The sequence below is a fragment of the Variimorphobacter sp. HTMS_6 genome (genome assembly GCF_059717775.1).
On the sequence record NZ_AP046094.1, the window covers coordinates 1,294,740 to 1,307,540 of the forward strand.

General features: G+C 38.0%; 12 protein-coding genes. 11 read left to right on the top strand and 1 reads right to left on the bottom strand.

All coding sequences use genetic code 11. The annotated features are described in order from the left end of the window. Window positions 1-112: 112 nt before the first annotated feature. The 11 genes from AC6IWN_RS05790 to AC6IWN_RS05840 all read left to right on the top strand — a co-directional run bounded on the left by AC6IWN_RS05790 (window position 113) and on the right by AC6IWN_RS05840 (window position 12,032). A complete protein-coding gene (locus AC6IWN_RS05790) occupies window positions 113-652 on the top strand; it encodes a Holliday junction resolvase RecU (RefSeq protein ID WP_497991422.1) in 540 nt (179 codons plus the stop codon). Between the two features lie 66 nt (window positions 653-718). Further along, window positions 719-1,558 (top strand): undecaprenyl-diphosphate phosphatase, encoded by an 840-nt coding sequence (locus AC6IWN_RS05795; RefSeq protein WP_497991423.1) that lies wholly within the window; start codon window positions 719-721, stop codon window positions 1,556-1,558. Window positions 1,559-1,570: 12 nt separating this feature from the next. Further along, window positions 1,571-2,119 carry a prolyl-tRNA synthetase associated domain-containing protein gene (locus AC6IWN_RS05800; RefSeq protein WP_497991424.1) on the top strand — a complete coding sequence of 183 codons (549 nt, stop codon included), beginning with the start codon at window positions 1,571-1,573 and terminating at the stop codon, window positions 2,117-2,119. A gap of 228 nt (window positions 2,120-2,347) precedes the next feature. Continuing rightward, the gene (gene hisZ / locus AC6IWN_RS05805) at window positions 2,348-3,607 is read left to right on the top strand and encodes an ATP phosphoribosyltransferase regulatory subunit (protein ID WP_497991425.1); all 1,260 of its coding nucleotides are present in this window, start codon (window positions 2,348-2,350) and stop codon (window positions 3,605-3,607) included. Between the two features lie 116 nt (window positions 3,608-3,723). Beyond that, window positions 3,724-4,368, top strand: coding sequence for an ATP phosphoribosyltransferase (hisG, locus tag AC6IWN_RS05810; RefSeq protein ID WP_497991426.1), 645 nt, complete (start codon window positions 3,724-3,726; stop codon window positions 4,366-4,368). A gap of 30 nt (window positions 4,369-4,398) precedes the next feature. After that, window positions 4,399-5,688, top strand: coding sequence for a histidinol dehydrogenase (hisD, locus tag AC6IWN_RS05815; protein WP_497991427.1), 1,290 nt, complete (start codon window positions 4,399-4,401; stop codon window positions 5,686-5,688). A gap of 331 nt (window positions 5,689-6,019) precedes the next feature. Then, window positions 6,020-6,610 carry an imidazoleglycerol-phosphate dehydratase HisB gene (gene hisB / locus AC6IWN_RS05820; RefSeq protein ID WP_497991428.1) on the top strand — a complete coding sequence of 197 codons (591 nt, stop codon included), beginning with the start codon at window positions 6,020-6,022 and terminating at the stop codon, window positions 6,608-6,610. Between the two features lie 23 nt (window positions 6,611-6,633). Next, window positions 6,634-7,356: a 1-(5-phosphoribosyl)-5-[(5-phosphoribosylamino)methylideneamino]imidazole-4-carboxamide isomerase gene (gene hisA / locus AC6IWN_RS05825; protein ID WP_497991429.1), complete on the top strand. Its 723-nt coding sequence runs from the start codon at window positions 6,634-6,636 to the stop codon at window positions 7,354-7,356. A 15-nt stretch (window positions 7,357-7,371) separates the two neighbouring features. Continuing rightward, window positions 7,372-8,637, top strand: a complete 1,266-nt coding sequence (hisIE, locus tag AC6IWN_RS05830) for a bifunctional phosphoribosyl-AMP cyclohydrolase/phosphoribosyl-ATP diphosphatase HisIE (protein ID WP_497991430.1) — start codon at window positions 7,372-7,374, stop codon at window positions 8,635-8,637. A gap of 219 nt (window positions 8,638-8,856) precedes the next feature. Beyond that, window positions 8,857-11,499 carry an alanine--tRNA ligase gene (alaS, locus tag AC6IWN_RS05835; RefSeq protein WP_497991431.1) on the top strand — a complete coding sequence of 881 codons (2,643 nt, stop codon included), beginning with the start codon at window positions 8,857-8,859 and terminating at the stop codon, window positions 11,497-11,499. Between the two features lie 281 nt (window positions 11,500-11,780). Beyond that, window positions 11,781-12,032 carry a hypothetical protein gene (locus AC6IWN_RS05840; RefSeq protein ID WP_497991432.1) on the top strand — a complete coding sequence of 84 codons (252 nt, stop codon included), beginning with the start codon at window positions 11,781-11,783 and terminating at the stop codon, window positions 12,030-12,032. Window positions 12,033-12,116: 84 nt separating this feature from the next. Here the strand turns inward: AC6IWN_RS05840 and AC6IWN_RS05845 are convergent, their stop codons facing one another. After that, entirely contained in the window at window positions 12,117-12,650 is a 534-nt protein-coding gene (locus tag AC6IWN_RS05845; protein WP_497991433.1) for a hypothetical protein, read from the bottom strand. Window positions 12,651-12,801: the final 151 nt, after the last annotated feature.

The window sequence follows — 12,801 nt, forward strand, 5'->3', positions numbered from 1 at the left end:
ATAATTAATTGTTGGATTGTAATGAAAAATAAAATGAATATATTTACAATAACGGACAAAGGATATAAAATAGATGGAGTAATCTATTTTGTACAGACTAGGGGGTGCGTGTATGCCGTCATGGAATTCCAGGGGTTTAAGAGGCTCCATGTTGGAGGAAATGATTAACCTGACCAATAATAAATATCGTGAGAAAGGATTGGCGCTGATTCAAAAAGTGCCTACGCCAATTACTCCGATTAATATTGATAAGGAAAACCGTCATATTACCCTTGCTTATTTTGAACAAAAGAGTACAGTGGATTATATCGGCGTAGTACAAGGAGTGCCGGTTTGTTTTGATGCAAAGGAATGTGCAGTGGACACCTTTAGCATTAATAACATACACGAGCACCAGGTTGCCTTTATGAAGGAATTCGAAGAGCAGAATGGGATTTCATTTTTGTTGATTCATTATAAGAAAAATGATTCTTATCATTATCTAACCTTTGAGCGTCTTAATGAATTCTGGGAGAGGTCAGTAAACGGCGGTCGTAAGAGCTTTCGTTATGAAGAACTGGACGACGACTACCGTATTCCGCTGATGGGCAACAGCTGCATTCATTACCTTGATATCTTAAAAAAGGATTTGGAACGCAGAGAGTACATATAAAATAATAATAGGAAAATGAGAAAACGGTTGAGGGTATTATAACGTTTTCAAATGATGAGGTGAACAATGAATATTATTGATATTTTAAACGCGATTATACTTGGAATTGTGGAAGGTGTGACCGAATGGCTTCCAATCAGTAGTACAGGGCATATGATATTGGTGAATCAATTTCTTCATTCAAGCTCAAGCATAACTGAGGAATTCCAGAACTTATTCTTAATAGTGATTCAGTTAGGTGCCATTTTGGCAGTTGTTGTACTTTTTTGGAAAAAAATATTTCCGTTTTCCTTTAAAAAGGGAGAGGCGTTTATTAAAACAGATATATTAATTATGTGGGTTAAGATTGCGGTTGCATGTATTCCTGCAGCAATCGTAGGCATCCTATGGGATGATGAAATTGATAAATTATTCTATCGTTATCAAGTGGTTGCATTGGCGTTAATTATATTTGGTATTCTGTTCATTGTAATTGAGAATAAGAATGTGAATCACCGTCCAAAAATCAAATCACTTGCAGAAATTACGTTTAAAACAACCATTATTATTGGTATCTTTCAATTGATTGCTGCTGTCTTCCCAGGCGTATCCAGATCCGGTGCTACCATTATCGGTGCGATGTTAATCGGTGTATCCAGAAGTGTTGCTGCAGAATATACCTTCTTCTTAGCTATTCCGGTTATGTTTGGTGCAAGCTTATTAAAAATAGTAAAATATCCTTCAGCTTTTACATCAGATGAATTGATAGTATTATTAACCGGTATGGTAACCGCATTTGTTGTATCCATTGTTATCATCAAATTCTTAATGCAATATATCAAAAAACATAATTTCAAGATCTTTGGATGGTACCGAATTGTTCTAGGTGTTATCGTGCTTGGTTACTTCCTTATCCAAAGTATGTAAGGGGTTTTTGTTATGGATATTAAAATTGACCGAACCATATACAGCACTAGGCCGAATCCCTCCACCCGTCTTGACAAGGAGAATCGATCCTATGATGTGTTGGAAAAGTTAGATATTCCGTTTGTTCGAGTTGACCATGAAGAAGCGAAGACGATAGAGGATTGCAATGATATTGATCAACTTTTACAAATTACAATCTGCAAAAATCTGTTTTTGTGCAATTCACAGAAGACAAAATTCTATCTCTTGGTACTTCCGGGCTATAAGAAATTTCAGACCAAAGAAGTTTCTTCCCAAATTGGTTCCTCGAGGCTTTCCTTTGCACCTCAGGAGTATATGGAACAGTTTTTAGATATTACACCTGGTTCGGTAAGTATACTGGGGTTAATGAATGATACACAAAACAGGGTTCAGCTGCTGATTGACAAGGATATATTATTGGAAGAATACTTCGCTTGTCATCCGTGTATCAATACGACAAGCCTTCGAATGAAGACTACTGATATTATTCAAAAGTTTCTTCCTTATGTAGATCATGCACCGGTTCTGGTTGAGTTATAAACCAGAACCGTTTTTGTAATAATAGTAAGACATGTTCCTGTTTTTGATTCAATACGTGTGAAAATATGGTATTATTTTCGTGATATTTGGTTGACAGCGTAGATAGAATAAATTATAATGTAGCAATATTAGCGTGGTAGCGAATTATCACACTACCATACTAAAGCGTATAAAATAGAGTGTACATTTAATATTAATAATACAGTAAAGAAAGGCTTGGTGCTCGATATGAAGGAAAAGTTATTACATACACCAGAAGGAGTCAGGGACATTTACAATTCAGAATGTGCAATGAAATTATCATTGCAAAATAAACTCCATCATGTGCTGGAGCATTATGGCTTTCGTGACATTCAAACTCCAAGTTTCGAGTTTTTTGATATATTTAGTCAAGAGCGTGGTACGGTTGCTTCTAAGGATATGTATAAGTTCTTTGACAGGGATGGGAATACCCTGGTGTTAAGACCGGATATCACACCTTCTATCGCACGTTGTGCAGCAAAATACTACAGGGAAGAGAATCTTCCGATCCGTTTGGGTTATATCGGCAATACTTTTATCAATAATACAAGTTACCAGGGAAAATTAAAGGAGGTAACGCAGCTTGGAGCAGAGTTGATTAATGATGATAGTATTGAAGCGGATGCGGAGATGCTGGCGTTAACCATCGAATGTCTATTACAATCCGGATTGCAACAGTTTCAATTGGAAATCGGAGATGCAGATTTCTTACGTGCTTTAATCGAGGAAGCTGGATTTGAGGAGGAAGAAGAGGTTTCTGATCTTCGTGAATTAATTGAAAAGAAGAATATGTTTGGCATTGAAGAGATGATGAAGTCGAAGCACATCAATGAGGAACTAAAGAATATCTTCTTAAAGCTATCTGAATTCTTCGGTACTTCTGATATACTGGAGCGTGCGAAAAAGCTGACAAGTAATACACGAGCAATTAAAGCTATTGAGCGACTGGAGAAGCTCTATGTCATCATGAATGAATATGGTTATGAAAAATATATCTCCTTTGATTTGGGAAAATTGAGTAAGTATAATTATTATACCGGAATTATCTTCAAGGCTTACACCTATGGAACCGGTGATGCAGTTGCTACCGGTGGCCGTTATGACAATCTGGTAGGACAGTTTGGTAAACAGGCTCCGGCGATTGGACTTGCAATTGTGGTTGATCAGCTTATGCTGGCATTGTCAAGGCAGAAGCTTCTTCCGAAACCGGAAGCACAGGATACGCTGATTCTTTATAAAACAAACTACCGTAAACAGGCAGTAGCGCTGGCAAATCATTTCCGAAAGGATGGGGTTAATACCATATTGCAAAAAGCAAAGGAGGATGTCTTGATCGAGGATTATCTATCCTATGCGATTAGAATGAGCATCGGTGGCATCTTATATCTGGATAACGACAAGGAGATTAAGGTAATCAGCGGAGATGGATCGACACAGTCTGCTCCGATGGAGGAGTTTCTTAGTTAATAATATCTACTAAGAATTTTGATGTTGGAAGAAGACTATTTGGTAAATTCCTGAGTTTTATATTGGTAGGCTGTCATTTGTTGATATGAGAGAGCCTTAATGGAAAGGAAGAGGATATGAGATATATAACAATTGCCCTTGCTAAGGGGCGTCTGGCATTAAAAACGTTGGAAGTACTTGAAAAGATAGGAATTACCTGTGAAGAGATAAAGGATAAATCCTCAAGAAAGCTGATTTTTGTTAATGAAGAGTTGAAATTAAAGTTCTTCCTTGCAAAGGCAAGTGATGTTCCGACTTATGTGGAATACGGTGCTGCAGACATTGGTGTAGTAGGTAAGGACACCATTCTTGAAGAAGGAAGAAAGATGTACGAGGTTGTAGATCTAGGACTCGGTAAATGCAGAATGTGTGTAGCCGGCCCGGCTTCCGCTATGGAATTATTACAACATGGTGAATTAATTCGTGTAGCAACGAAGTACCCAAATATCGCGAAGGATTATTTTTATAATAAAAAGCATCAAACTGTTGAGATTATCAAATTAAACGGCTCCATTGAGCTTGCACCGATTGTAGGTTTATCGGAAGTAATCGTAGATATCGTTGAAACCGGTTCTACCCTTAGGGAGAACGGATTGGATGTTCTAGAAGAGATATGTAATCTATCCGCACGTATGGTTGTGAACGAGGTTAGTATGAAGATGGAACATGAGCGCATTACCAAGATTATAAAGGATTTGCAGGAAGAGATTGTAGCCAAATAAAAGTAATTTATACGAAAGGGAGATTGGCGGATGAGAATAATTGATTTAAATGAACAAACGAAGCAAAATATCCTGGAGGACTTATTAAAGAGAAGTCCGAACCAATATGATGAATATGCAGAAGTAGTTGCAAAAATATTAAATGACGTAAAAGTGAATAAGGATAAAGCACTTTTTGAGTATACAGAGCGTTTTGATAAGTCGTTGTTGACAGTGGATACAATCCGCGTTACGGAAGCAGAGATCGAAGAGGCGTATCAATTGGTGGAGTCGGCTGTTGTGGATGTTATCCGTAAAGCAATTATTAATATTGAAGCTTATCATGCAAAACAGAAGCAATATAGTTGGTTTGACACGACGGAGAATGGCACGATTCTAGGTCAGAAAGTAACACCAATCGCCGCAGTTGGTGTATATGTACCGGGTGGGAAGGCTGCTTATCCTTCCTCCGTATTAATGAATGTAATTCCCGCAAAGGTAGCCGGAGTATCAAGAATTGCAATGACTACCCCTCCGAGCAAGGACGGTAAGGTAAATCCCGGAACACTTGTGGCAGCAAAGGAAGCTGGTGTGACTGAGATATATAAAGTAGGCGGAGCACAGGCAATCGCTGCACTCGCTTATGGGACCGAAAGTATTCGCAAAGTGGATAAGATTGTAGGACCGGGTAATATCTATGTAGCACTTGCCAAAAAAGCAGTGTATGGTCATGTCAGTATAGACTCCATCGCAGGACCTAGTGAAATATTAGTTCTTGCGGATGAGACTGCTAATCCTAGATATGTTGCAGCGGATTTGTTATCGCAGGCAGAGCATGATGAACTCGCTTCTTCAATCTTGATTACAACCAGCCGAGAACTTGCTGAAAAGGTATCCATCGAAGTGGATCAGTTCGTGGAGCAGTTATCCCGTAAGGAAATCCTTCAAAAGTCCTTGGATAATTACGGATATATCATGGTGGCTGAGAACGAAGCAGATATGATTGAAACAGCGAATGAAATCGCTTCCGAGCATTTGGAGATCATGACAAAGGATCCGTTCATGATGATGACGAAGATTAAGAACGCCGGAGCCATTTTTATCGGTGAGTACTCTAGCGAACCGTTGGGAGATTATATGGCAGGACCAAACCATGTCCTTCCGACAAACGGAACGGCCAAATTCTTCTCACCGTTAAGCGTGGATGATTTCATCAAGAAATCCAGCATCATTTCCTACTCCAGAGAAGCGCTTGAACCAATTTATCAGGATATCGTGACCTTTGCAAATTCCGAATATCTGACGGCGCATGCAAATTCGATTTCAGTTCGATTTGAATAGTTGGGGTTACAAAATCTTATGAAAGCTCTTCCAAACAGTGCAATTTTGATATGAATAACAGAACGAAGTTTCCGGACTCGATTTGATCTTGTTTATTATAAGAGTACTATGCTTTAATGATATTATAATAACAAGACAAATTCGAATGATAAGTTGAAATAAAAATATTGTAGAATTGTCTATATCAGGATGCAGGCAGGGCAGAAGAGAATATTCATTCCCTTCCGTACTCACTGCATCCATTCCTTAAACATCAATATAAATTGTAACGAATAAAATTTGACTTTTATAAATGTTATTGTATAATTATAAAAAACGAGAGGGTGAGATCATGAGCAACAGAAGTGCGGTGATAAAAAGAAAAACGAAAGAAACTGATATCAATATGGAGTTTAACGTGGATGGTAATGGTGAAGCAGTTATTGAAACAGGAATCGGTTTCTTTAATCATATGCTTGAGAGTTTTACTAGACATGGATTTTTTGATATGAAGCTTACTGTATCGGGAGATTTGTATGTGGATTCTCACCATACCGTTGAAGATACCGGTATCGTATTAGGGCAGGCAATTAAAACTGCGATTGGGGATAAGCAGGGAATAAGACGCTATGGTTCTTTTGTTCTGCCTATGGATGAGACCTTGGTGCTCTGTGCAATTGATTTATCCGGAAGACCTTATTTGTCATACGACTTGGAATTTAAATCGGAACGAATCGGTTATATGGAAACCGAATTATTGAAAGAATTTTTCTATGCAGTATCCTACTCTGCAGGAATGAATCTACATATTAAATTATTAGACGGTGGCAATGATCACCATATTGCTGAAGCTGCTTTTAAGGCTTTCGCGAAAGCCTTGGATCAGGCAACCGGCTTTGATGAGCGTATAGTTGGGGTGTTATCTACCAAGGGAACAATCTAATAACAGAAAGGCAATGGTGTATCATGAAATTATTTCCGGCAATTGATATTAAAAATGGACAGTGTGTAAGACTTAGACAGGGAAGCTTTCAGGATGTTTTAGTGTATTCTGATATTCCACTTAAAATTGCAAAACAATGGGAAGCGGCAGGAGCTTCCTTTATCCATATTGTTGATCTCGATGGGGCTTTAGTGGGTCACTCCGTAAATGATGAAGTCATTAAGGAAATCGTATCAGAAGTGAAGCTACCGATTCAGGTAGGTGGTGGAATCCGTACCATTAAGGATATTGAGAATAAGCTGAATTTGGGCGTTGAGAGAGTAATAATCGGTACTAAGGCGGTTAAGGATCCGGCATTTATTAAAGAAGCGATTGCAACCTTTGGATCAAAAAGAATCGTAATCGGTATTGATGCAAAGGATGGTATGGTAGCGATTGAAGGCTGGGAAAAGGTTAGTGCTTACCAGGCGGTTAATTTAGCTCTTGAGATGAAGAAGTTCGGCGTAAAGACAATCGTATATACGGACATATCTAAGGATGGGATGCTAATGGGACCTAATATTTCTCATACCAAGGAGATGGTGGATGCAACCGGGCTTGATATTATCGCATCGGGCGGAGTTTCTTCCTTGAAGGATCTGGAAATGTTGCAAGAAATCAATGTATACGGTGCGATTGTTGGTAAAGCATTATATGAAAATAGAATTGATTTGAAAAAGGCAGTTAACTTATTCGAAAAAAACTAGGAGGTTTCGTTCCCGATGTCAGAGAAAAAAATTATCCCATATATTAATGCGGAAGGTGAAGTATCCGCAAATGTAATCCGATTAGCAAAAAGCTATTCCTATGGTGGAGCGGATGAATTGTTAATTTATAATTACTCCAAGGATGAGAAGACGAGGGAAGAATTCTTTTCTTTGGCAAAGGAGATTGCTAAGGAAATTGATATTCCTTTTATTCTCGGATGCTATGTTAAGCGCTTAGAGGATATCAAAAAGGCACTTTATACCGGTGCCGGTGCCGTTATGGTAAACTATGCGACTCTGGAGAATAAGTCGGTGTTAAAGGAAGCCACGGATCGATTCGGATCAGAAAAAATAAGTGTGGAGCTGGATATTGTAGAATATCTGGAGCAGGAGCAAGCATTGTCCGAAAGCCTGGTTCAGTTTAAGGTTGGAACCGTTATGCTTAAGCATGTAACATTATCTGATTCAGAAACCGAGAAGTTTGAGGCATTCCCAATCAAGATTTTAATTCGTGACAGCTTGGTTCGTAACGATATGGGAAGCATCCTCTCCTTAGAAAATGGAATAGGTGTTGCAACCAATTTCTTTGAAGATAAGGATATCATGAAAGCAAAGATTGCTCTGAAAGCAGGAGGAATTGAGGTGAATTCCTATGACAGCAAGATGTCGTTTAGTGAATTCAAAGTCAATTCGGATGGATTGATTCCGGTTATCGTCCAAGATTATCGTACCTCCGAGGTTTTAATGCTTGCGTATATGAATGAGGAAAGCTATAATAAGACTGTTGCCAGCGGCAAAATGACTTATTATTCGAGAAGCCGCAGTTGTTTATGGGTGAAGGGTGAGACCTCTGGACATCTTCAATATGTCAAAGAACTCAGTCTGGATTGTGATAATGATACGATTCTTGCGAAGGTTCTTCAAATCGGTCCGGCTTGTCATACCGGAGAGCAATCCTGTTTCCATAAGGAGCTTGTGAAGAAAGAATATAATAATGAAGATCCGCTTCATATCTTTAATGATGTATATCATGTTATCATGGATCGTAAGCTACATCCGAAGGAAGGCTCTTATACTAATTATCTGTTTGATAAGGGAATAGACAAAATCCTGAAAAAATGTGGTGAGGAAGCGACCGAAATCACGATAGCAGCAAAGAATCCGGGTGCAGAGGAGCTTCGTTATGAAATTGCGGATTATTTATATCACTTGATGGTTCTTATGGCAGAATGCGGACTTGATTGGAGTGACGTCACAACAGAACTGGCACACAGAAAATAAATCTGGAAAAAAATCAATTTTGATGTTAGTATATTAGTTGCGAATAATACTATTATTGATTCAAGTACCGAATGTATTCTGTGAGTAAAACAGATATCATATGTACAGGGCTTGGTTCCCGGTAAAACATGTGATTTCTGCTTTGTTCACATATTACGTTCGACACTTGAATCAAAATTATATCTAACATGTATTAATACAATCTAGGAGGCAATTAACGTGCAAGTATACGGTGTAAATGAACTGAGAAAAATGTTCTTGGAATTCTTTGAAAGTAAGGGACATTTGGTGATGAACAGCTTCCCGCTGGTTCCTCATAATGATAACAGCTTATTATTAATTAATTCCGGTATGGCTCCATTAAAGCCATATTTTACAGGACAAGAGATACCACCAAGGAAAAGAGTAGCAACCTGTCAGAAATGTATCCGTACCGGTGATATCGAGAATGTCGGTAAGACTGCCAGACATGGTACTTTTTTTGAAATGTTAGGTAATTTCTCTTTTGGTGATTATTTTAAACATGAAGCAATCGCTTGGTCATGGGAATTCTTAACGGAAGTGGTAGGTCTCGATGCGAGCCGTTTATATCCTTCTGTATATGAGAACGATGATGAAGCATTTGAGATATGGGAAAAGGAAATTGGTATCGCACCAGAGAGAATTTTCCGTTTTGGTAAGGCTGATAACTTTTGGGAGCATGGCGCAGGTCCTTGCGGTCCTTGCTCAGAGATTTACTATGACCGTGGTGAAAAATACGGTTGTGGTGAACCGGGCTGTACCGTAGGCTGTGAATGTGACCGATATATTGAGGTTTGGAATAATGTATTTACCCAGTTTAACAGTGATGGTAATGATAATTATACAGAACTTGAGAATAAAAATATTGATACCGGTATGGGTCTGGAGAGACTTGCTGCCGTTGTACAGGATGTTCCGTCCATCTTTGATGTGGATACGATGAAAGCAATCAGAGATAAGGTGTGTGAGCTTGCTCATACAAGTTATCAATCAGATGCCAAGAAAGATGTATCCATCCGTAAGATTACAGATCATATCCGTTCCACAACCTTTATGGCATCCGATGGTGTTATTCCTTCCAATGAAGGAAGAGGATATGTTTTCCGTCGTTTACTTCGTGGTGCGGCTCGTCACGGAAGATTACTCGGAATTCAAGGCGACTTCATGGCAAAACTTGCAAAGGTGGTAATTGAAGAGCATAAGGATGGTTATCCGGAATTAGAAGAAAAGAAGGAATATATCTTAAAGCTTCTTACAATTGAAGAAGAGAAATTCAATAAGACAATCGATCAGGGCTTAAATATCCTTTCAGAGATGGAAAAGGAATTAGAGAAAAATGGTGGCAAGATCTTAACCGGTGAGGACGTATTCAAATTATACGATACCTACGGTTTCCCATTTGATTTAACAAAAGAAATCCTTGAAGAAAAAGGCTTTGAAGTGGATGAGAAGGGCTTCCGTGATGCAATGGAGGTTCAGAGAGTAACAGCAAGAACTGCTAGAAAAACAACAAATTACATGGGCGCAGAAGAAACCGTATATCAGCAGATTGATCCAAGTATTACTTCCGCTTTTGTTGGCTATGAGCATTTGGTTTATGAGTCTGAAATCACTGTACTTACTTCTGAGACTGAAATTGTTGAAGAATTAGTTGCCGGACAGATTGGAACTATTCTTGTGAAGGAAACTCCATTCTATGCGACTAGCGGTGGACAGGCAGCAGATTCCGGTATTATCACCACAGCAGATGCTGAATTTGAAGTAGAAGATACTATTAAGCTTCAAGGCGGTAAGATTGGACATGTTGGTACTGTAACTAAAGGTATCTTTAAAGTGAATGAGAAGGTTTCTCTTCAGGTTAATACCGTACAGAGAGCTTCCACAGCGAAGAACCACAGTGCTACTCACTTATTACAGAAAGCATTAAGAACGGTTCTCGGTTCACATGTTGAACAGGCTGGTTCCTTTGTAAATGAAGATCGTTTACGTTTTGATTTTACTCATTTCTCCGCATTAACAGCTGAGGAATTACAAAAGGTTGAAGAAATCGTAAACGAACAGATTACAAACAATCTTGGTGTTATTACAAAAGTGACAAATATTGATGAAGCAAAAAAAGAAGGCGCAATGGCATTGTTCGGTGAGAAGTATGCAAGCGATGTACGTGTTGTAACTATGGGTGAATTCAGCAAGGAACTTTGTGGTGGTACCCATGTTGCAAATACCGGTGTAATCAGCGTATTCAAGATCTTATCCGAGACAGGTATCGCAGCGGGTGTAAGAAGAATCGAAGCGTTAACCGGTAATGGTGTATTTACTTATTATAAAGAACTTGAGAAAGAGCTTACTGCATCTGCAAAAGTTGCTAAGACAGAGCCTGCTCAGTTAACTACTAAGATTGAAAGTTATCTCGAGGAAATTAAAGCATTAAAATCAGAAAATGAAAAGCTAAAGAGCAAGCTTGCAAATAACGCACTTGGTGATGTTATGAACCAAGTTGTTGAAGTAAAGGGTGTTAAATTATTAGCGGTTAAGGTTCCTGATGTAGATATGAATGAGCTTCGTAATCTTGGTGATCAGCTCAAGGAGAAGTTAGGAGAAGGAGTAATTCTTCTAGCATCCTCCACATCACCTGATAAAGTAAGCTTAATCGCGATGGCTACAGACGGTGTGATGAAGCAGGGTGCACATGCAGGTAACCTCATTAAAGAACTCGCTTCCTTAGTTGGCGGCGGTGGCGGCGGAAGACCGAACATGGCACAAGCTGGTGGTAAGAACGCAGCAGGTATTGACGCAGTCATTGAAAAAGCAAAGGATGCGTTATCAGGACAGATTAAATAAAATATATTTTAGTAAAATATGAAAAGGGCAGTTGTAAAATAGTACGTTTATTTAGGAAGAAAGTTATATAGCTTTACAGATAATTATTGGGCTAAATAATGTGACATCCTATTAAGCACTATTATGCAACTGCTTTTTTGCACTTATAATATTCCATTAATTATATAGATAATTTTAAAAATCATAAGGATTAGGGGGGGAGTGTTTTGGATAAATATGCTATATAATAAGACTGTTGTTAGGTCGATACATATTGTTTTGTTCATTAAGGAGGAGAATTTATGATAATGATTTGGAATAGAAAAGAAGTTTTTGTCGGAAACTCAACTCAAAGATTTGACGAAGTTCGTTATAAACTTTCATCTAATAACATTAAATATGATTATAAAATAGTTGATAGTACCAGCCCTGGTTTTTTTGGTTCATCGAATCGAGCAAGAACGGGTACATTTGGCGTTAATATGGACTATACCAAGACATATTATATCTATGTGCATAAAAATGATTATGATAAGGCACAAGGATCTTTATGATATTGAATTAATACAGTATACTATAAAATTTAATTATGGGGCATAACAAAGTTCAAAATAGCAGAGCAAACAGCTCTAATGTTTTTATAAGTCTATTGTTATATTTTCTATTTTATCAATTAAAACTAATTTGTTTTTAAGAAAGCGTATTATTTTTTCTCTATCCTCATCCCTGAATCCTTTTATGGCTCTAGGAACTCCTTGCCCTATTATCAAAGATATGAAGGCAAAAACAAATAATATAATCGGATTTTGATAATTAGAATTCGTTGGACTAGAGAATATATTTAAGATAGCACTGCATAGTACGCAGATTGTACAAATTGCAAATGCAATCATCATAGATATCTCAAATAAGGTAAAACCGGCTGGTTTGTTAAAATGCCCCTCGAGATAAGTGCCGTTATCGGAATGAACTAATTTACATATGAATTTGGGAGGATTATATCTTGCACCAAATCGATTCGCATCACAATAACGGATGATGAAACAGTCTTCTTTCACTTTACCGATGTAATCACCTTCCATATATTTTTTTACTATGTTCCTATTTAAGATATCATTACATTCCTGAATACTTTTCTCAGTGAAAAAAGAGTATTCTTGTTTATCTTTCATTAATATCCCCCCTTTCTTCGTAATCATTAATTTGATACATTAACTTCGTGTTGACCTAAAGAAAATGGCCAAGGAGAAAACCTATGAAGATACCTATGAAGATACCTAAAGTGATACCTAACGCAAAAGATTCTTCCTTCGGTGATATGCG